The sequence below is a fragment of the Vibrio sp. Vb1018 genome (genome assembly GCF_033338775.1).
Lineage (GTDB): Bacteria > Pseudomonadota > Gammaproteobacteria > Enterobacterales > Vibrionaceae > Vibrio > Vibrio alginolyticus.
In genome coordinates this window covers 79,110-98,953 of the sequence record NZ_JAWOTI010000016.1, presented here as the reverse complement: position 1 = coordinate 98,953, position 19,844 = coordinate 79,110, and the positions used below count along the sequence as shown (strand labels likewise).

Genomic DNA, 19,844 nt, shown 5'->3' with positions numbered 1-19,844 from the left:
CTTGGAGTTAAAGCTTAGACTATGGCGCCTGTGTTACCAGATTAGACCTGCAACCAAAACGTCACTGGACCGTCATTCACCAAAGACACTTTCATATCGGCAGCGAAGCGGCCACGCTGTGTGGGTAAGACTTCTTCACACAAGTCAGAAAAGTAATCATACAAGCGCTCTGCATCAACAGGATGCGCACCGCGAGAAAAGCCAGCTCGCGTGCCTTTTTTTGTATCCGCAGGCAGCGTAAATTGAGAAACCACCAGCACTTTACCTTCCACCTGTTTAACGTTCAGGTTCATCTTGCCTTCGTCATCTTCGAACACACGGTAGGTTGTAACACGCTCCATTAAACGCTTTGCTTTAGCTTCATCGTCGTCCTTCTCTACGCCCAATAAGACCAGCAGACCACGATCAATTTCTCCTACGACTTCACCATCCACACGGACGGCTGCTTCACTGACTCGTTGAATTAGCGCTATCACTACTCTCGCTTCCTTCATCTGTTAACTGAGATTCAGCGGTCGAGTGTATCATGTCTAAATCTTCACTCCAGTGCTCTCGCTCACCAAGCGCAGCCGTAACTTCCGCCCCCAATAACACGATCATCCAGCATAAATACACCCAAACAAATAAGATAGGAATCGCCGCTAACGCGCCGTAGATGAGCTGATAAGACGGAAACTGAGTGATGTAGAGTGCAAAGCCTTTTTTACTCAACTCGAACAGTATCGCGGCGACTGCTGCCCCCATGGCACCATGAGCGAGGTGTACTTTTTTATTCGGCACTAGAATATACAAGCCAAGAAAAGCAAAAAAGGACAGCAACAACGGTAGCCAACGCAGAAATAAATTAAACGCACCAGATAATGTCTCGTTCTCTAAAATTTGCAGCGAAGTCACGTACGACGTTGCCGCAATACTCGCACCGACCATGATCGGCCCTAACGTGAGTACCATCCAATACATAGAGAATGAAAAGACTAAACGGCGCTTGTCTTTAACTCGCCAAATGTAGTTTAAGTTCTTATCAATGTTGGAAATCAGCATGACCGCTGCGATGAATAAAAACCCACCGCCAACCGCGCTCATTTTGCCCGTATTCGCCACAAATTCCTGTAATGCCGTATGTACAGCTTCTCCAGAAGCTGGCACAAAATTCTCAATAATGTAGCCTTGCAGCACTTCACCAACGTTCGCAAAAACGGGAAATTTCGACAATATTGATAACAATACCGTCAGCATTGGCACGATGGATAACAAGGTAATGTAGGCAAGATAGCCCGCGTTCACATTCACACGGTCATGCGTTAATCGCTTAAGAAGATACTTAAAAAACGCGACGCAACTTGGCAGTAGATTGATTAATCTCGCCTTGTAACTCTCTGATAACTGGTTCATAGTTCATCCCATAATTAGCGCCGAGGACATAAGAATGCCTTATTTATTAGCAATTGTACTATCAATTTTCACTTTAACAGGGTGTCAATCTGCTTATTACTCAGCAATGGAGCAGGTTGGGTATCATAAACGAGATATTATGGTCGACCGCGTCGAAGATGCCAAAGAATCTCAACAAGATGCACAAGAAGAATTCACCAGTGCACTTGAAGCCTTGTCTGCGATCACCAACTTTGATGGTGGTGAGCTAGAAAATGTCTACAACAACATCAATGACAAATACGAAGATAGCGAAAAAGCGGCTCAAGACGTACGTGACCGTATTGCTGCGATTGAAGACGTATCCGGCGCACTGTTTGATGAGTGGCAAGATGAGCTAGAGCTGTACTCGAGTGCGAAACTGCGTCGTTCAAGCGAGCAAAAACTACGTGAAACCAAAGCCTCGTACAAAACCATGCTTAGCGCTATGAAGCGTGCAGAGAAAAAGATGACACCGGTACTGGATACGCTACGTGACAACACGTTGTACTTAAAACACAACCTTAACGCCAGTGCGATTGGTTCTTTGCAAGGTGAGTTCTCTAGCTTAGAGAAAGACATTCAGTTTGCGATCAAACAAATGAACGAAGCGATTGCAGAGTCCGATAAATTCCTACAAAAGCTCAATCAAAAGTAAATGATTTAGACCTCCTCCTAGTGAGGAGGTTTTAGTCGGCGACCTTACCGAGTAAACCGATGACTCTTCGAACAAAGCCTACTCTCTCTGGCACAGTTCCCCATGGTACTTCTATCACTTCATAACCCAACTCAGTATAGACACTCACTAACGACTGATGAATCTCCAATGCTTCTTCAAAGCTGTGCGGACGCACTTCATCTTGTACGTAAATGGATGCTTCAGGTCGACAAGTAAACACCTGACTATGGTACCCAGCGCTTTCGGTTAAGAAAGCTTGGTCAACCTTACAGCCGCCCACTTGTAGGTATGCAATGATGTCGGGGATGGCGCGATCAACAAACGCAACATCATGACAACGCGCATCACTCTTTTGTTTGTCCATCAACCCAAGGCATAACTTGGCAAACTCAGGTAAATTCGTCCACGGCAAAATACCATTTTCTAACTGGCTTTGCTGCTCAATCAAGTCGCGGGACCCTTCAGGAAACGTGGCGTAACCACACGCGTCTAGCGCATTCAGCAGTGTTGTTTTTCCCGCACCAGGCCCACCGGTGATAATAATCGGGTTCATATTCAACTCCAGAAAACAAAAAGCCCCGAGCATAACTCGAGGCTTCTTCTTAATTGAATCGCTTAACGAAAATTATTTCGCGCCACGAGAAGCACGCTTACGGTCGCTTTCCGTTAGGAACTTCTTACGGATACGGATGCTTTCAGGCGTTACTTCTACTAGCTCGTCGTCATCGATGAATTCTAGTGCTTGCTCAAGAGTCATCTTGATTGGCGGAGTAAGAACCTGTGCGTCATCGGTACCTGATGCACGAACGTTGGTTAGCTGCTTACCTTTCAGTGCGTTTACCGTTAGGTCGTTGTCACGGCTGTGAATACCGATAACCATACCTTCGTAAACTTCAACACCGTGACCGATAAATAGACGACCACGCTCTTGAAGGTTGAACAGTGCGTTAGTTAGCGCTTTACCCATCGCGTTCGCGATTAGTACACCGTTTACACGTTGACCGATGTTACCGCCTTTGTGAGGGCCGTAGTGATCAAACGTATGGTAAAGAAGACCTGAACCTGAAGTCAGTGTCATGAATTCCGTTTGGAAACCGATCAGACCACGTGATGGCATAACGAAGTCCATACGCACACGACCTTTACCGTCTGGAGACATGTCTTTCAGCTCACCTTTACGTAGGCCGATGTTCTCCATGATGCCGCCTTGGTGCTCTTCCATTACGTCGATAGTTACCGTTTCGAACGGTTCCATCAACTGACCATCTTCTTCTTTGATGATTACTTCTGGACGAGATACTGCTAGCTCGAAGCCTTCACGACGCATGTTTTCGATCAGGATAGAAAGGTGAAGTTCACCACGACCTGATACGCGGAATTTATCTGGATCGTCTGTTTGCTCAACGCGTAGTGCAACGTTGTGTACCAGTTCCTTCTCAAGACGCTCAAGGATGTTACGTGACGTTACGAACTTACCTTCTTTACCCGCGAATGGAGACGTGTTTACTTGGAACGTCATTGTTACTGTTGGTTCATCAACAGACAATGGTGGTAATGCTTCTACTGCGTTTTGTGCACAGATAGTGTCAGAAATTTTCAGCTCGCCAAGACCAGTGATTGCGATGATATCACCCGCGTTCGCTTGTTCCACTTCGTGACGCTCTAGGCCAAGGTAGCCCATTACTGTACCCACTTTACCGTTGCGAGTTTTACCATCAGCACCAATAATGGTTACCTGCTGGTTTGGTTTAACGCTACCACGAGTTACGCGAGCCACGCCGATAACACCAACGTAAGAGCTGTAGTCTAGCTGAGAAACTTGCATCTGTAGTGGACCATCAAGGTCAACATTTGGCGCGTCAACAACATCAACGATAGTTTGGAATAGTGGTTCCATGTTCTCGCCAGTTTCGCCTTCTTCTAGAGAAGCCCAACCGTTAAGTGCTGATGCGTAAACTACTTTAAAGTCTAGCTGGTCATCAGTTGCACCTAGGTTGTCGAACAGGTCGAACACTTGGTCCATAACCCAATCAGGACGTGCGCCAGGGCGGTCAATCTTGTTGATTACAACGATTGGTTTTAGACCGTGAGCAAACGCTTTTTGTGTTACGAAACGCGTTTGAGGCATTGGACCATCAACTGCGTCAACGATAAGTAGTACAGAGTCTACCATCGACATGATACGCTCAACTTCACCACCGAAGTCCGCGTGTCCCGGAGTATCTACGATGTTGATACGGTAATCGTTCCAGTCGATTGCTGTGTTTTTAGCAAGAATGGTAATACCGCGCTCTTTCTCGATGTCGTTCGAGTCCATGACTCGCTCTTCAGCTTCACCGCGAGACTCAAGCGTGCCTGATTGTTGTAGCAGCTTGTCAACCAACGTGGTTTTACCGTGGTCAACGTGCGCGATGATCGCGATATTTCTTAATTTATCAATCTGTGGAGTAGCCATGGATATTGATTCACTTAGATAGATGAAATGCCCCCACGCTGAGAACGGGTGCTCTCTGGCGACATTTGCTGATTAAAAAAACGGCCATAATGTACCAGATTTTAGCAAAAAGCCTAGAAATATGTGATCTACTCCCGAGCATTTCTGCGATTTTTACGCTTAATGCCCATTTTCTTCCTCAGAACGAATTGATTAAACGCAACTTTATTCTAATCGATGCATAATTCAAATTGACTCTTGCTCAAAAACTGGGCTGAATACGCAATGTACCTGTCACATTATGGTGCAACAATGATTTTTGGCACCATAATAGTGCAAGCAAAGATCATTTTGGTGCAAGCAACTGCACCAAACTAGCATCCAAAAACACAATTGCTTGAAATTAATGGAATATTTTTTTTGGCACGGTTTTGGCTTTAGTTAAAACAGCATCGATTAATGAAAAGTCAAATTGATTAATCAATGCCAGGTTTCATGAATAATTCATAAATCGAGCTTTTACCGCTTATTAACACTGGAGGTTATCCAAGATGTCAGTAGAAAACGTTCTATCGCTGATCCAAGAAAACGAAGTTAAGTTTGTTGACCTACGCTTCACTGATACAAAAGGTAAAGAGCAGCACATTTCGATCCCTGCTCACCAAATCGACGCAGACTTCTTCGAAGAAGGTAAAATGTTCGATGGTTCATCAGTTGCTGGCTGGAAAGGTATCAACGAATCAGACATGGTAATGATGCCTGACGCATCTTCTGCTGTGCTTGACCCATTCACGGAAGACGCAACACTAAATATCCGTTGTGACATCTTAGAGCCTGCAACAATGCAAGGCTATGACCGTGACCCACGCTCTATCGCAAAACGCGCTGAAGACTTCATGCGTTCTACAGGTGTTGCAGATACTGTACTTATCGGTCCTGAGCCAGAATTCTTCCTATTTGATGACGTGAAGTTCTCGACGGACATGTCAGGCTCTTTCTTCAAGATCGACGACGTAGAAGCGGCATGGAACACAGGTTCTGACTACGAAGAAGGTAACAAAGGTCACCGTCCAGGCGTTAAAGGTGGTTACTTCCCAGTAGCTCCAGTAGATTCATCTCAAGACATCCGTTCTGCTATGTGTCTAGTAATGGAAGAAATGGGTCTTGTTGTTGAAGCGCACCACCACGAAGTGGCAACGGCGGGTCAAAACGAAATCGCAACTCGTTTCAACACGCTAACAACCAAAGCTGACGAAATCCAAATCTACAAGTACGTTGTACACAACGTTGCTCACGCGTTTGGTAAAACAGCGACGTTTATGCCTAAACCACTTGTTGGCGACAACGGCAGCGGTATGCACGTTCACCAGTCTCTAGCAAAAGATGGCGTAAACCTTTTTGCTGGTGACAAGTACGGCGGTCTATCTGAAATGGCGCTTTACTACATTGGTGGTATCATCAAACACGCTCGTGCAATCAACGCATTCGCTAACCCATCAACAAACTCGTACAAACGTCTTGTACCAGGCTTCGAAGCACCAGTAATGCTAGCTTACTCAGCGCGTAACCGCTCTGCTTCAATCCGTATCCCAGTGGTACCAAGCCCGAAAGCACGTCGTATCGAAGTTCGTTTCGGTGACCCAGCGGCGAACCCATACCTATGTTTCGCAGCAATGCTTATGGCTGGTCTTGACGGTATCAAGAATAAGATCCACCCAGGCGAAGCGATGGATAAAGACCTTTACGATCTTCCAGCTGAAGAAGCAGCAGAAATCCCAACTGTTGCATACTCACTAAAAGACGCGCTAGCAGAGCTAGATGCTGATCGTGAGTTCTTAACAGCGGGCGGCGTATTCTCTGACGACTTCATCGATTCATACATCGACCTTAAGTCTCAGGACGTAGAGCGTGTGAACATGACAACTCACCCTGTTGAGTTCGAACTTTACTACTCTGTGTAAGGTCGACACTGTGTAAAATGTAAACACAGCAATAAAATATTAGGCTCGCCTCGCAGGCGGGCCTTTTTTGTATTCGCCACTCAAGCTTCGACGTTTAACATGAGGGGATAATAAAAATACGCTTAGAATTTTTCCTTACAGGTCAAAGAGCTAAGCCATTGAAACGTGAAATCATCGAACAAGAGAAGGTGAGCAATGAAAGTTCAGCTTATTCCATCACTGTGTGCACTCAGCGGATTGTTAATCGCCTCTATCGCCTTCGCGCAGGTCGCGTATACGTGGGTAGATGAAAATGGCGTGGTTCACTTTAGTGATACGCCAAACAAAGGAGCAAAAGCGATCGCACTGCCAAACCTTGAAGCCAGCGCACCAGCTCCTGAGGTAGAAAGTACTGAATCGCTCGCACCTCAGACTACGCCATCTACTGCATCACAAAACAAGCCAGAGAAAACAACCGAGAAGCCTCTTCCATTAGAACTCTCGATGCTGACTCCCAAGCACAACGAGACCATCCGCAGCAATCGAGGCATCATCAATATTCAATTAGAAACCAATCGCAAGCTTGGTATCGGTGAGCAATTGCAATTGTTACTCGATGGAAAACCTTATGGTGCACCACAAAACCATATAGTGTGGCAGTTAAACAATATTGACCGAGGCACTCACACACTTGCTGTGCACGCGAAAAGAAGCGGCAAGCTTATTGCATCTACTAGCCCTATAACGGTGCATTTACATAGAGCAAGTGTTAAGCCGACCGTAAAAGGGGCAAAATAGAATATCTGGTGAAAAAAATCACATCACAGCGGTGCTTTTCACTTTTTCTTCTAAGATTTATTCGCCATACTTAACGTTCAATTGCACCATTATTGTGCATCGCACAATCTTAAAGCAAAACAAGGACGTAATGTGGATACCAGTCTTCCTAGTGCCATTCTCAACAATATGGTGACAGCAACGCTGATTCTTGATGATGGATTGGCCATCCGTTATGCCAATCCGGCTGCCGAATTGCTGTTTTCTCAAAGCGCCAAACGAATTATTGAACAATCACTTTCTCAATTGATTCAGCATGCGTCGCTGGATCTCGCGCTGCTCACTCAACCGTTGCAAAGTGGCCAAAGCATCACCGACAGTGACGTCACTTTCGTTGTTGATGGCCGCCCTTTAATGCTAGAGGTGACGGTTAGCCCTATCACTTGGCAAAAGCAGTTGATGCTTCTGGTCGAGATGCGCAAAATTGATCAGCAGCGCCGACTCTCTCAAGAACTGAACCAACACGCCCAACAACAAGCAGCGAAGCTGTTAGTCCGAGGGCTTGCACATGAGATTAAAAATCCGCTTGGCGGCTTACGCGGTGCGGCGCAATTGCTAGAAAAAATGCTGCCAGAGCCCTCTCTCACCGAATATACACACATCATCATTGAGCAAGCAGACCGTTTAAGGGCGCTCGTGGATCGATTACTAGGACCGCAAAAGCCAGGTAAGAAGACACAAGAGAATCTGCACCAAATTCTTGAAAAGGTTCGCCAACTGGTTGAATTAGAGTCACAACGCTCAATCATCATTGAACGAGATTATGACCCAAGCTTGCCAGAGATTTTGATGGATACAGACCAAATCGAGCAGGCAATGCTTAATATCGTCAGCAACGCCGCACAAATTCTTAGCCATCAAGAGCACGGGAAAATAACCATTCGCACCAGAACGGTGCATCAAGCCAATATTCACGGCAAACGCTGTAAACTCGCTGCTCGTGTCGAAATCACAGACAACGGCCCAGGTATTCCACCGGAACTACAAGACACGCTGTTCTATCCCATGGTCAGTGGCCGCGAGGGAGGAACTGGATTAGGGCTATCTATTTCGCAAAATTTGATCGACCAGCACAATGGAAAAATAGACGTAGAAAGCTGGCCTGGTCACACAACATTTACTATTTATCTGCCGATCTGAGTGCGCTAATAGACTTCAAGTCGCGTCAGTTTTCGGTTTGCTGCAAGGATTACTACATGAGTAAAGGATATGTTTGGGTCGTTGATGACGACAGTTCAATTCGCTGGGTAATGGAGAAAACGCTCTCCTCTGCCAACATCAAATGTGAAACCTATGCCGATGGGGAAAGCGTGTTAATGGCGCTCGAACGCGAAGTGCCGGATGTTCTAGTATCAGACATTCGCATGCCAGGTATTGATGGGTTGGAGCTACTAAAACAAGTACAGCGCGATTACCCAGACCTTCCCGTGATTATCATGACCGCGCACTCAGATTTAGATGCAGCAGTGAATGCGTACCAAAAAGGTGCTTTTGAATATTTACCAAAACCTTTTGATATTGATGAAACTTTAACTCTGGTTGAACGAGCCATTGCACACAGCCACGAAAACAAACGCGAGCAGCTCTCTCCAGAAGACATTCCAGCAGAAACGCCTGAAATTATCGGTGAAGCACCAGCGATGCAAGAGGTGTTTCGCGCCATTGGTCGTCTTTCTCGCTCCTCTATTTCAGTCTTGATTAACGGTGAATCGGGCACGGGTAAAGAACTCGTTGCTCATGCACTGCACCGTCACAGTCCACGTGCTAACAAACCTTTCATTGCGCTCAATATGGCGGCGATTCCCAAAGACTTGATTGAATCAGAACTGTTTGGCCACGAAAAAGGCGCGTTTACGGGGGCAAACAATGTTCGTCAAGGACGATTCGAACAAGCCAATGGCGGCACTCTATTTTTAGACGAAATCGGCGACATGCCATTGGACATTCAAACTCGTTTACTACGCGTTCTAGCTGACGGGCAGTTTTATCGAGTGGGCGGTCACTCTCCGATCAGTGTCGATGTACGAATTGTCGCGGCAACACACCAGAACTTAGAAAAGCTGGTGCACGAAGGTGACTTTCGTGAGGACCTATTTCATCGCTTAAACGTGATTCGCGTTCAGATCCCGGCACTGCGTGAGCGTAAGCAAGACATTGAAAAGCTTACACAGCATTTTCTTATCCGTGCAGCTGATGAGCTTGGTGTGGAAACAAAAACTCTCCACCCGTCGACCGTGGAGATTCTTAACCGCCTTGATTGGCCTGGCAACGTTCGTCAATTAGAGAATATTTGCCGTTGGTTAACCGTTATGGCCAGTGGTAGCGAGGTGTTACCAAATGACTTGCCAAGCGAACTACTCGAAGAGAAAAAATCCATTTCAGACTCTGCACATGGTAGTTGGCAAGAACAATTGGCGGATTGGGCACGGCATTCACTCGCAGCAGGAGATAAAGAACTACTTTCTTACGCTTTACCAGAATTTGAACGCATTTTATTAGAAGCAGCCTTAGAGCACACTAAAGGTCATAAGCAAGATGCCGCTAAAGTATTAGGCTGGGGGCGAAATACACTCACCAGAAAATTAAAAGAATTGTACTGACAATCACTTACGTGGTGCGTTAACAACGAGCGTCGTTTGTCACTCGATATTAATAAAAACATCAGTACAATTGTGGCGCACCACCATCTATGTGATTAGGCGATGTCTACTGCTACGACTCAAATTACACTGCGTACTGCTGTTCTGATTCCATTTGTCATGATCTTCTTACTGGCGATCGGTGTCATTGTCTACGTCCAAAAACAAAGTTACGAAGAAGTGGTCACGGATATCAGTGACAAGCAACTTTCCGTGTTAACCGAAAGTGTCCACGACCACCTCAATAGCTATCTACGTAAGCCTTTTACTGCGGTTATGGCTCTCGCGCACAACGTCAGCTATCACAACCTTTATCGCCCTCACGATACCTCAGACATTCAAAACTACCTGCTGAGTGCATTCAAAAATCTTTACCAATCGATACCGCAGTTGGATGTAATCGCATTTGGTTCAGAAAACGGCGACTTTGCAGGCTTTCGCCGCGAGCTTTCCGACGATTACACCTTAATGGTGCAAGATCGCTACACCGATGGTGATCTGGTTATTTATGGAACCAACCATGTGAGTAACAACATTCGAACGGTTATCTCCCAATACGATCCTCGCACTCGCCCATGGTATAAGCCCGTTGCAGAGAGCCAAAACGCCACTTGGTCTGAAATTTATACCAACGCTGATGAACGCCAGGATATTACGCTATCAGCCATGACGCCGGTGTACAAACACGACCAATTTGCTGGTGTTTTGGTGACAGACATTCGTATCAATACATTCAACGAGTTCCTGCGCGAGTTAAAATACAACACTAAAGCGTCGGTCTACATCATGGACCCAGATCATCGTTTAATCGCTCACTCAGGCCCGGGAAGCGTCATCTCATGGGGCACAAAATTTTCGGATAAAGGGCAGCGTTTGCTTGCCGCTGAAAACGCAGACCCGATCATCAAAATCAGTGCGAGCCGAGTCCGGTCTTTCGATCTCAACAACACGAAGCAACCTTATACTTTTTCATTTGAACATGATGGCCAACGTATTTTCAGTCGGCTAACCCCGTATCGAGACCAAGACGGCTTAACATGGTTTATCGGCACCTCCATTTCGGAGTCTGAGCTTCTCGGCCTGTTACCGAAAAGCCAGCAAGAGAGCTGGCTCGTTGGCATTATTGTAAGCCTATTTGGGATCGTCATCAGTTGGATCATTTTCAACCGAGTTACCAGACCAATTAACGCGACGGCCGCCGCCGCTCAGCACCTGGCAAATGGGGATTGGGATAGCGGCATGCCAAAGCCTGGTTATGTGTATGAGACAACCGTACTGGTTCATGCTTTTAATGAAATGGCGAACAATCTAAGAGCGTCATTCAAAGCATTGCGTGAACAGTTGGTTTATGACTCTCTGACACGCTTATATAGTCGTCAGGGTTTGGTCGAAATCTGTGAAAATCAGTCTCATCTTTGTCACGGCAGTTTATTTTTACTTGGTATCAACAAATTTAGAGATATCAACGACAGTGTGGGTCATCACAACGGCGACCAGTTGTTGGTCAGCATCGCTGAAAGGCTAAAACAGCAGTTTCGTGACAACGCATTATTGGCTCGGATTGGTGGTGATGAGTTCGCGGTGTTTCTCTCAAATGTCGACACTGAAACCAAAATTAAACAAACCGAACGTCGATTACAGCAACTCTTTTCCACCCCATTTATGGTGGAAGGCGAGAATGTAGTGATGAAGATTTCACTTGGTATTGTACAAACCCAGCCAAACGAAACCATGCCTTTATGGTTACGCAACGCCAGCATCGCATTAAGTTACGCTAAACAAGACTCACTGACTGGTGTTTGTCACTACAGCCCAGAACTAGCGAGCGCTTCAAAGTTTCGTACGCAAATGCTGACCAAGATCCAAACTGGCATTGAAAACCGAGAGTTTATTCCTCATTACCAACCGATTGTGGATCTCGTCAGTGGCACAGTGTGTGGCGCCGAAGCACTGGCGCGTTGGCATAGCGACTCAGGTATGGTGTCACCATTAGATTTTATTCCAATCGCGGAAGAAAGCGGCATGATCAAAGCCATCGGCCAACAGATTCTGTTACAAGCTTGTCGCGACACTTACCAAGCGATCGAAAGCAAACAGTGGCCGTCGGACTTCCAACTGCATGTGAATATCTCCGTTAATCAACTATCTTGCCCAAGTTTTGTCGATACGGTGATAAGCGTATTGGATATCACGAAATTACCAGCAAGTAACCTCACACTAGAGATCACAGAATCACGCATCATTGATAGCGCACCGACAACACTAGAAAATATGACTAAACTGCGTGAAATGGGTATTGGTATCGCGATAGATGACTTTGGCACCGGCTACTCATCACTGGGTTACCTCCACTCTCTGCCGTTTACCTGCTTGAAGATTGATCGCACCTTCATCAATCAACTCACACAAGAAAACTTAAACAGTTCAGTCGTCGCTGCCGTCATCAATATCACAGCAGGTCTCAAAACTAATGTCGTCGCGGAAGGTGTCGAGGATAGCAATCAAGCACAATTACTGCGCTCTTTAGGCTGTAATCAGGTGCAAGGCTTCTATTACAGCCGCCCTATGCCACTAGAAGAATGGCCAACACATTTGGTGAACATGAAGTAGAAAAGAGCGAGAATCGTTGATTTCCTAGTCATCCTCTACTGACAATCTACCCAACTGTTATTTATACTTAACTGCAAATCTTACCCATGTATTGTCACAGATGATGTTTGGGCCCTGTTCCAGTTCATAACTATCCGGATCGACAAAATGATAACGAAGAACCTTCCTCTTACTGATTTGCACCGTCACCTCGACGGTAACATTCGTACTAAAACGATTCTTGAGCTAGGCCAAAAGTTTGGCATTGCCCTACCAGCGTACGATATTGAGTCTCTCACTCCTCACGTTCAAATTGTCGAAGCGGAACCCTCTCTTGTTGCTTTCCTTTCTAAGCTCGACTGGGGTGTTGCTGTACTGGGCGATCTAGATGCATGTCGTCGTGTCGCGTACGAAAACGTAGAAGACGCGCTAAACGCACAAATCGATTACGCAGAGCTGCGTTTCTCTCCTTACTACATGGCGATGAAACACAAACTACCAGTAGCGGGGGTTGTTGAAGCCGTCGTGGACGGTGTGCAAGCGGGTATGCGCGATTTTGGCGTGAAAGCCAACCTGATCGGTATCATGAGTCGCACATTTGGCACTGACGCATGTCAACAAGAACTGGACGGCATTCTGAGCCAGAAAGATCACATCGTTGCCGTCGACCTTGCGGGTGACGAGCTAGGCCAACCGGGTGATCGCTTTGTGTCTCACTTCAAGCAAGTACGCGATGCTGGCCTTGGGGTAACGGTCCATGCTGGTGAAGCAGCAGGTGCAGAGAGCATGTGGCAAGCAATCAATGAGCTGGGCGCAACTCGTATCGGTCACGGCGTAAAAGCGATTCACGATCCAAAACTGATGGATTACCTAGCAGAAAACCGCATTGGTATTGAATCTTGCCTGACGTCAAACTACCAAACAAGTACGGTAGAAACGCTAGAAAACCACCCTCTCAAGCAGTTCCTAGAGCATGGCGTTCTTGCGTGTCTGAACACTGACGATCCAGCGGTTGAAGGTATCGAACTGCCATACGAATACGAAGTAGCGGCACCAGCCGCTGGCCTGAGCCAAGACCAGATTCGCCAAGCGCAAATCAATGGCCTTGAGATTGCGTTCCTTTCAGAAGCAGAAAAATCGGAACTGAGAGAAAAAGTAAAAGATCGCGCTTAAATCCAGCGAAAACATAAAAAAATGCCAGCATCTGCTGGCATTTTTTATATCTTGAATCTGTATCTCTGATTAAATAACACGAGAGAACTGTTGCTGACGTGCCTTTGCTCGTAGGTATTTATCGAAGCTCATACAAATATTACGGATCAACAAACGACCTCGCAGCGTCACACGAATTTCATTGTCATCCACTTCCACCAGCTCATCGTTAATAAAGGTCTGAAGTAGCTGCAAATCTTCTTTAAAGTACTGTTCAAACCTCACTTTAAACTCAGACTCAATGGCTTTCTTGTCTAACTTGAAGTTACAAATCAGCTGCTTAATCACTTCGCGACGGAGCAAATCATCGGAGTCCAGAGAGACCCCTTTCCATAGAGCGTGACGAAGTTCGTTGACTTGAGCGTAGTATTTCTTCAGCTCTTTCTGGTTTTGCGCGTACGCATCGCCGATCATCGAGATTGCAGAAACACCAAAGCCAACCAAGTCACATTCACCTTGTGTGGTGTAGCCTTGGAAATTGCGATGCAAAATACCTTCGCGCTGGGCAACAGCAAGTTCATCGTCCGGCAAAGCAAAGTGGTCCATACCGATAAATTGGTAGCCAGCACCAGTCAGTGTCGCGATGGTGTCTTGCAGAATCGCCATCTTCTCTTCTGCCTTTGGCAGGTCTTCGTCTTTAATCTTACGCTGCGCTGCAAATAGCTGTGGCATGTGCGCGTAGTTAAACACGGATAGACGGCCCGGCTGCATCTCTAGCACTTGTTCTAGAGTCTTGGCAAAAGATTCTTTGGTCTGCTTCGGTAAACCGTAAATTAAATCTAGGTTCGTCGAACGAAAGCCTAACTCTTTTGCGCGCGCAACCATCGCAACGATGAACTCTTCATCTTGCTCACGATTCACCAGCTTTTGCACTTCTTTGTTGAAGTCCTGAACACCGATGCTCAAGCGATTGAAGCCTTCACTACGCAGATGATCCAGCATGGTCAGCTCGATTTCACGCGGGTCAACCTCGATACTGATTTCAGCATCGCTACTAAAAGTAAACTCTTGGCGTAGCAGGCTCATTACACGCGTGATTTGCTTTTCAGAGAGAAACGTCGGTGTACCACCACCAAAATGCAATTGCGTCACGGTGCGACCAACAAGTAATGCAGCACGTTGACGAATTTCGTGTTCAAGCACGTCGAGGTATTCATCCGCTTTGTGCGAATGGCGTGTAATGACTTTATTACATCCACAGTAGTAACAAAGCTTGTGACAGAACGGAATGTGTACGTACAGCGATAATGGGCGTTCTGGGTATTGAGTGCATGCCATATCATAATCAGAAATGGTGAACGCTTCATGAAACTCCAGCGCCGTTGGGTACGACGTATAACGAGGCCCGGAATAGTTGTACTTATCCAATACCGCTTGATCCCAGACGATTTGCTGTTTCGATTCAGTGTGTTGATTCGACATGGTGGTACTTTCCGTTAAATGCTAGGGCAACGAAAGCCGTCACCCGATATTCAGAGCCGCTATTTTGCCATACGACGATGACAAGCGTGGCAACGCCGACTGGCTTTTTAAGTATAAAACTAAAGAAGTGCTAGCGTGATCACGATACCCCCATTAGTCATAAGGAGACTATTGGGGGTCGCGCTTAAATCATCTGAATATTGATTTGATTATTCAGTGGCTGGACGTTTTTCTGCAACACTTTGAGCTCCTCAATAATCGCATCAGTGAGGCGGCTTTCCGCTTTATGACGCGTCAAGTTCTGTTGCATACGCTCTTTCTTGGCAAGTTGTTGGCGTTCTTCGCCACGCGCCATATCTTTCACTATGTGGTAAAGCTCAGAAATCGCAGGGTACGTTTTATCGAAATCAACGCGGTCTTCACCTTGTACATAATCCATGATGTTATACACACGGATACTGATTTCAGATAAATCGCACTGCCCTTGAATGCCCGCCTGACACAAGGTATGCACATTCTCAAAAATGTTGGCGTTACGTTTGTCTATCGCCAATTTTTGATGCTTCAGCTGCAATTCCTTTTGCTTTTTCAATTGAAGCAGAAGGTAACCTGCATAAGAAGCGAGTGCGATGATAATCACAACACCAGCAATAGCTAATAAGGTTACATTCATAGCTTAATTATCCTTTATAGTCGTCGAAATTAATGTCGTCGAAATCTGCCAGCAAGTCATCATCGTTGCGCGTGCTTTTCTCAGCAGGTGCAGTGAAGTCTTCCTCTTCTTCAGGTTCCAACAAGCCTAGTTGGTCCATTAGCTTCTCAATGCGGTCGAGTTTCTCATCGACGAATTTCTGTAGACCTGTGCCCAGGTTTTCACCCGCTTCAATACGGTCTAGCAACACGTTCAATTGCGCGTCATTTTCTAGCATCTCTAGTTCTTGCTCTGCCGACAAACGACGCTCTTGCTTCGTCATTTTCTTCGCAGGTTCAACAATCAGAGGTATTTTCTTTTTGCTGCCTAAGCGCGGGTCGCGATTTTGTGCAGCAGCTTGCTTTTTCTGCTCGTTAACTTCTGAGTTACGGTTACCCGTTTTCAGACCTTTACGCTTTTTAGCACGCTTGCGTAAACGGCCTTCCACATCAGATTCTGTACGGTTACGAGTTACAACAAACTCAGGTGCACCAGCGGCACCCGGTTTTCTAGATTTTTTACTACGGCTCATTACTGGGGTTTCCTCAGTAAAATTACATCATTACCAATAAATTCGAGTTCGAGCTTATCCCGCTCTGCTAGGAACTGGAACGTGTCACGACTAAAGAACACTACGTGAGTGAGATCGTTCTTATAATGCCATGATTTGAAAGCCTCCACGTCGATGACCATTTTCGTCATCAGGCCTATCCAGCCCCCTGGCTTAACTAAATTCAACCATTGCTTCCACACCAAATCTGGGTGGTAGAGGTGCTCTATCACCTCTGTTGCTGTCATGAAGTCGTACGTTTTTTCTAAAACCGACGTATCAGGGTGGTAGTAGAGATCGTACAACGCCATGTTGTGCCCCGCCTCTTCCAGCATCAAGGAGAGCGTTGGGCCAGGACCACAACCAAAGTCGATACCATTTGATTGTGGAGAAATTCGCTCTGTGATCGGGTCAGCAATACGCGACAAAAAGCGTCGGTAACCCAAATCATCGGGGTTGTTCTCATGCAAATCATAGTGAGCTTTTTCGCTTTCCGCATCCAAACGTTGGTCTGGATTTACGAATACCAAGCTGCACTGCTCACATTGAAGATATTCACGACGCTTATCTTCAAAATAATGGTGAGTGCGCTGATTTTGGCATAAAGGACAGGTATGCATGCTGACTTCCTCAAACAGGGATGCGAAACATACCAGAAAGTGAACTCGGATTGGAGTGTTGTTGAGTATTTTTTCAGCAATTTTTATTAAAAAACTTTGTTTACAACCTATAAAGCTAAAGTAAGTGCTGTAATCTCAATTCAAGTTACGACTGAGCAAGTCAACGGATATAAAAAAAGCGACAGTCAGACTGTCGCTTTCTAAGTGCCATCAATTGGCGAAACTGTGTTGCACACATTTGGTGCACCAATGATCCCTTTGTTTTTAGAGCTTTCCCTGCCAAAAAGAGTTGTTTTTCATCTTCCTGATGAGTTTTGGCTATCCGTTTACTTCCTGTCTACTGAGCAACTTCCTGTGCCTGATCCGTTTCACTGTCTTAACCGTCAGACGAGATGACCATCCTTATCTGATAGGCTCCCTACCTATCTAAATCCCTTTCTAAATCACCAAGCATCCGAGCTACATCCTTGGAGACCTAAACCGTGGTCTTAAATCCTTACATTCACCCCCTGTGAACGACTTCTACTTTACGCCATCCCGTTATGCTCACAAGTAATGGATTGAAAAAATAATCCGCCTATTTTTCTAAAAAATCAAAATTATCATTTAATCAAAAACTTAAAAACACTAACAAGAAAAAGCCAACATCAAGTATGGCAAATGTCTCACAAACTGCCGAGCCAACTATCGCTTTCGTATCCAAACTCGACTGTGATATCTGTCACGAACAAAAATGCCCTAGTGGATTCACTAGGGCATTTTTGTACAAGTTGCTCGAACGATGTAGGGACATCTACCCAACCAGCTCAAGATGCAGGATCTTGAGCGATTTAGGTATATTAGTGCAGACCGCCAACGTATTTAGACAGCACTTCGATATCTTCGTCTGTCATTTTCTTCGCGATGTCGCGCATCATGGCATTCATATCATTGCCACGGTCGCCATCACGGAATTTTTCTAGCTGAGCTTTGATGTAGTCAGCATGCTGACCAGAAATTTTCGGGAAACCTGAAAGCTCAGTACCATTGCCACGAGGACCATGACATGCAATACATGCGGTTAGGCCACGCTCGGCATCACCAGCGGTATAAAGCGTTTTGCCTTTTGCTACTACATCTTCAGGTGTTGAGTTTTCTGAAACTGGTAGCGAAGCGTAGTAAGCAGATAGGTCTGCGATATCTTCATCGCTCAGTGGCATTGCCATACCACTCATTACAGGATCGTAACGACCTTGTTTACCACCACTTGTCATGCCTAGCTTAAGTTCTTTTAACTGCTTCTCAAGATACTTAGCGTGTTGGCCTGCGAGTTTCGGGTACGTTGTTATTGCACTGTTGCCATCTGCTCCGTGACAGGCGACACAGGTTTGTGATTTTGCTTTACCAGCCTCAATATTACCTTGGGCCCATACTGAGCAACTGGCTAAAAGACTCAAAATTAGCGCTAATTTCTTCATGACATTCCATTATAATTATCAAGCTTCCAGTACCACGGAATGTGAACATACCGCGTACACTCATGGTACAATAGGCGACCTTATGCCGAGCACGGTTATTTTACACATTTTCACAAAAAAGTAATCAATCGACTACACAAAGTCGAGATGGAGTTAACAGTGAGCGTAAAAATTCATTACCAAAATACGCATTTCATCACCAGCGCACCCGATATTCGTCACCTGCCGGAAGACGAAGGTGTCGAAATTGCGTTTGCAGGACGCTCAAACGCTGGTAAATCGAGTGCACTTAACCGTCTAACTAATCAAAAAAGCTTAGCCAAGACATCAAAGACACCTGGTCGTACGCAATTAATCAACCTTTTCAAAGTAGAAGAAGGTTGTCACATTGTCGATCTACCTGGATACGGTTTTGCTCAAGTACCGGTAGAGATGAAAAACAAATGGCAGAAATCTTTGGGTGAATACCTACAGAAACGCGAGTGCCTAAAAGGCTTAGTGGTTCTAATGGACATTCGTCATCCAATGAAAGATCTCGACCAACAAATGATTTTCTGGGCCATCGATAGCCACATTCCTGTGCAAGTTTTGCTAACCAAAGCAGATAAACTAAAAAGTGGTGCACGCAAACAAACTCTACTGAAAGTTCGTAAGCAAGTAGAAACTTTCGGTGGTGACGTTTCTGTTGATGTGTTCTCTTCACTGAAAGGATTAGGTGTCGATCAGCTACGTGCAAAACTGGATACCTGGTTTGCACCAGCACTAGCACACCTGATAGAAGAAGACGAACAAGAGATACCAGCGAGCGATGAAGAATAATTAACAATATTTGTTAAATTTCTTCGACACGGCCCTGCCATTTGGTGGGGCTTTTGTTTATCTGAACTAAATAACAGGCAATAAAAATCCCCGCCTTCCTGGCAGGGATAACGGGAGAGAAAAATTGGTAATTATTGTTATGTGACGAAGCATTGCTGAACTGAGATTCGATTTCAATAGGTTAAAAAGCGCTCTTGTTTCCTGTTTATCACCAAACATTCACTCCCAAAACACCCAATAGCATTACAATTCAGACAGTTAAGCCAAGCAAAGCTTCAAAAAGATGTAACTTAGTTTCTTTCAAGAAAAAATAATAGTGTGACTGGCGTAAATTTACAGGATGAATAACGCAATAAATTTGAAGGAAAAATCGAGATTTTGCAGTGACTTAGAAAGGTCAAAAAAGAAGGTTTTTAAAGGCTTACTTTAAGCTACTGATCTAAAAGAATAATTTTCTTTCGCCCAATAAAAAACGCCCCAGTCAAAAACTGACTGGGGCGGCTGAATCAGCCTAATCCAATAACGTGAAACAAAAGGTCTGAAAG

17 protein-coding genes are annotated in these 19,844 nt (G+C 45.5%); 8 read left to right on the top strand and 9 right to left on the bottom strand.

Annotated elements, in window-relative coordinates; genetic code table 11:
- Positions 1-41: 41 nt before the first annotated feature.
- Both dtd and R7Z10_RS16735 read right to left on the bottom strand, forming a co-directional pair.
- A complete protein-coding gene (dtd, locus tag R7Z10_RS16740; RefSeq protein ID WP_005379282.1) occupies positions 42-476 on the bottom strand; it encodes a D-aminoacyl-tRNA deacylase in 435 nt (144 codons plus the stop codon).
- Positions 448-1,392, bottom strand: coding sequence for a virulence factor BrkB family protein (locus R7Z10_RS16735; protein ID WP_005379281.1), 945 nt, complete (start codon positions 1,390-1,392; stop codon positions 448-450). Before R7Z10_RS16735 ends, dtd begins: the two co-directional genes overlap by 29 nt.
- 34 nt (positions 1,393-1,426) lie before the next feature.
- Here R7Z10_RS16735 and R7Z10_RS16730 point away from each other — a divergent pair, with 34 nt between their 5' ends.
- Positions 1,427-2,068, top strand: coding sequence for a DUF2959 domain-containing protein (locus R7Z10_RS16730; protein ID WP_005382972.1), 642 nt, complete (start codon positions 1,427-1,429; stop codon positions 2,066-2,068).
- Positions 2,069-2,099: 31 nt separating this feature from the next.
- Here R7Z10_RS16730 and R7Z10_RS16725 read toward each other — a convergent pair whose 3' ends face one another.
- A complete protein-coding gene (locus R7Z10_RS16725; protein ID WP_005382971.1) occupies positions 2,100-2,642 on the bottom strand; it encodes an AAA family ATPase in 543 nt (180 codons plus the stop codon).
- A gap of 72 nt (positions 2,643-2,714) precedes the next feature.
- On the bottom strand, positions 2,715-4,544 hold the full coding sequence (gene typA, locus R7Z10_RS16720) for a translational GTPase TypA (protein ID WP_005379276.1): 1,830 nt from the start codon (positions 4,542-4,544) through the stop codon (positions 2,715-2,717).
- A gap of 530 nt (positions 4,545-5,074) precedes the next feature.
- Here typA and glnA point away from each other — a divergent pair.
- The 6 genes from glnA to add all read left to right on the top strand — a co-directional run bounded on the left by glnA (position 5,075) and on the right by add (position 13,701).
- Positions 5,075-6,484, top strand: a complete 1,410-nt coding sequence (glnA, locus tag R7Z10_RS16715) for a glutamate--ammonia ligase (protein WP_005379275.1) — start codon at positions 5,075-5,077, stop codon at positions 6,482-6,484.
- Positions 6,485-6,679: 195 nt separating this feature from the next.
- Entirely contained in the window at positions 6,680-7,261 is a 582-nt protein-coding gene (locus R7Z10_RS16710) for a DUF4124 domain-containing protein (protein WP_047103732.1), read from the top strand.
- A 132-nt stretch (positions 7,262-7,393) separates the two neighbouring features.
- On the top strand, positions 7,394-8,440 hold the full coding sequence (glnL, locus tag R7Z10_RS16705; RefSeq protein ID WP_017821940.1) for a nitrogen regulation protein NR(II): 1,047 nt from the start codon (positions 7,394-7,396) through the stop codon (positions 8,438-8,440).
- A 56-nt stretch (positions 8,441-8,496) separates the two neighbouring features.
- Positions 8,497-9,900 carry a nitrogen regulation protein NR(I) gene (glnG, locus tag R7Z10_RS16700; RefSeq protein ID WP_005379267.1) on the top strand — a complete coding sequence of 468 codons (1,404 nt, stop codon included), beginning with the start codon at positions 8,497-8,499 and terminating at the stop codon, positions 9,898-9,900.
- A 102-nt stretch (positions 9,901-10,002) separates the two neighbouring features.
- On the top strand, positions 10,003-12,549 hold the full coding sequence (locus R7Z10_RS16695) for an EAL domain-containing protein (RefSeq protein ID WP_262631836.1): 2,547 nt from the start codon (positions 10,003-10,005) through the stop codon (positions 12,547-12,549).
- Positions 12,550-12,696: 147 nt separating this feature from the next.
- Complete coding sequence (gene add / locus R7Z10_RS16690; RefSeq protein WP_005382965.1) at positions 12,697-13,701, top strand: adenosine deaminase; 1,005 nt, start codon at positions 12,697-12,699, stop codon at positions 13,699-13,701.
- A 69-nt stretch (positions 13,702-13,770) separates the two neighbouring features.
- Here add and hemN read toward each other — a convergent pair whose 3' ends face one another.
- The 5 genes from hemN to R7Z10_RS16665 all read right to left on the bottom strand — a co-directional run bounded on the left by hemN (position 13,771) and on the right by R7Z10_RS16665 (position 18,480).
- Positions 13,771-15,162: an oxygen-independent coproporphyrinogen III oxidase gene (gene hemN, locus R7Z10_RS16685; RefSeq protein WP_025768296.1), complete on the bottom strand. Its 1,392-nt coding sequence runs from the start codon at positions 15,160-15,162 to the stop codon at positions 13,771-13,773.
- Positions 15,163-15,346: 184 nt separating this feature from the next.
- Positions 15,347-15,835 (bottom strand): DUF2489 domain-containing protein, encoded by a 489-nt coding sequence (locus R7Z10_RS16680; protein WP_005379254.1) that lies wholly within the window; start codon positions 15,833-15,835, stop codon positions 15,347-15,349.
- Between the two features lie 7 nt (positions 15,836-15,842).
- The gene (gene yihI / locus R7Z10_RS16675; RefSeq protein WP_005379252.1) at positions 15,843-16,385 is read right to left on the bottom strand and encodes a Der GTPase-activating protein YihI; all 543 of its coding nucleotides are present in this window, start codon (positions 16,383-16,385) and stop codon (positions 15,843-15,845) included.
- A complete protein-coding gene (locus R7Z10_RS16670) occupies positions 16,385-17,023 on the bottom strand; it encodes a class I SAM-dependent methyltransferase (RefSeq protein ID WP_005379250.1) in 639 nt (212 codons plus the stop codon). Before R7Z10_RS16670 ends, yihI begins: the two co-directional genes overlap by 1 nt.
- A gap of 839 nt (positions 17,024-17,862) precedes the next feature.
- Entirely contained in the window at positions 17,863-18,480 is a 618-nt protein-coding gene (locus tag R7Z10_RS16665; protein WP_005379248.1) for a cytochrome c, read from the bottom strand.
- A gap of 159 nt (positions 18,481-18,639) precedes the next feature.
- Here R7Z10_RS16665 and yihA point away from each other — a divergent pair, with 159 nt between their 5' ends.
- Complete coding sequence (gene yihA, locus R7Z10_RS16660) at positions 18,640-19,299, top strand: ribosome biogenesis GTP-binding protein YihA/YsxC (protein WP_017635019.1); 660 nt, start codon at positions 18,640-18,642, stop codon at positions 19,297-19,299.
- Positions 19,300-19,844 lie beyond the last annotated feature (545 nt).

What these genes read in the sequence shown, in the direction of transcription:
- R7Z10_RS16735 (WP_005379281.1), bottom strand. Translation starts at nt 1,392, where the DNA reads ATGAACCAGTTATCAGAGAGTTACAAGGCGAGATTAATCAATCTACTG.
- R7Z10_RS16730 (WP_005382972.1), top strand. Translation starts at nt 1,427, where the DNA reads ATGCCTTATTTATTAGCAATTGTACTATCAATTTTCACTTTAACAGGG.
- R7Z10_RS16725 (WP_005382971.1), bottom strand. Translation starts at nt 2,642, where the DNA reads ATGAACCCGATTATTATCACCGGTGGGCCTGGTGCGGGAAAAACAACA.
- typA (WP_005379276.1), bottom strand. Translation starts at nt 4,544, where the DNA reads ATGGCTACTCCACAGATTGATAAATTAAGAAATATCGCGATCATCGCG.
- glnA (WP_005379275.1), top strand. Translation starts at nt 5,075, where the DNA reads ATGTCAGTAGAAAACGTTCTATCGCTGATCCAAGAAAACGAAGTTAAG.
- R7Z10_RS16710 (WP_047103732.1), top strand. Translation starts at nt 6,680, where the DNA reads ATGAAAGTTCAGCTTATTCCATCACTGTGTGCACTCAGCGGATTGTTA.
- glnG (WP_005379267.1), top strand. Translation starts at nt 8,497, where the DNA reads ATGAGTAAAGGATATGTTTGGGTCGTTGATGACGACAGTTCAATTCGC.
- R7Z10_RS16695 (WP_262631836.1), top strand. Translation starts at nt 10,003, where the DNA reads ATGTCTACTGCTACGACTCAAATTACACTGCGTACTGCTGTTCTGATT.
- add (WP_005382965.1), top strand. Translation starts at nt 12,697, where the DNA reads ATGATAACGAAGAACCTTCCTCTTACTGATTTGCACCGTCACCTCGAC.
- hemN (WP_025768296.1), bottom strand. Translation starts at nt 15,162, where the DNA reads ATGTCGAATCAACACACTGAATCGAAACAGCAAATCGTCTGGGATCAA.
- R7Z10_RS16680 (WP_005379254.1), bottom strand. Translation starts at nt 15,835, where the DNA reads ATGAATGTAACCTTATTAGCTATTGCTGGTGTTGTGATTATCATCGCA.
- yihI (WP_005379252.1), bottom strand. Translation starts at nt 16,385, where the DNA reads ATGAGCCGTAGTAAAAAATCTAGAAAACCGGGTGCCGCTGGTGCACCT.
- R7Z10_RS16670 (WP_005379250.1), bottom strand. Translation starts at nt 17,023, where the DNA reads ATGCATACCTGTCCTTTATGCCAAAATCAGCGCACTCACCATTATTTT.
- R7Z10_RS16665 (WP_005379248.1), bottom strand. Translation starts at nt 18,480, where the DNA reads ATGAAGAAATTAGCGCTAATTTTGAGTCTTTTAGCCAGTTGCTCAGTA.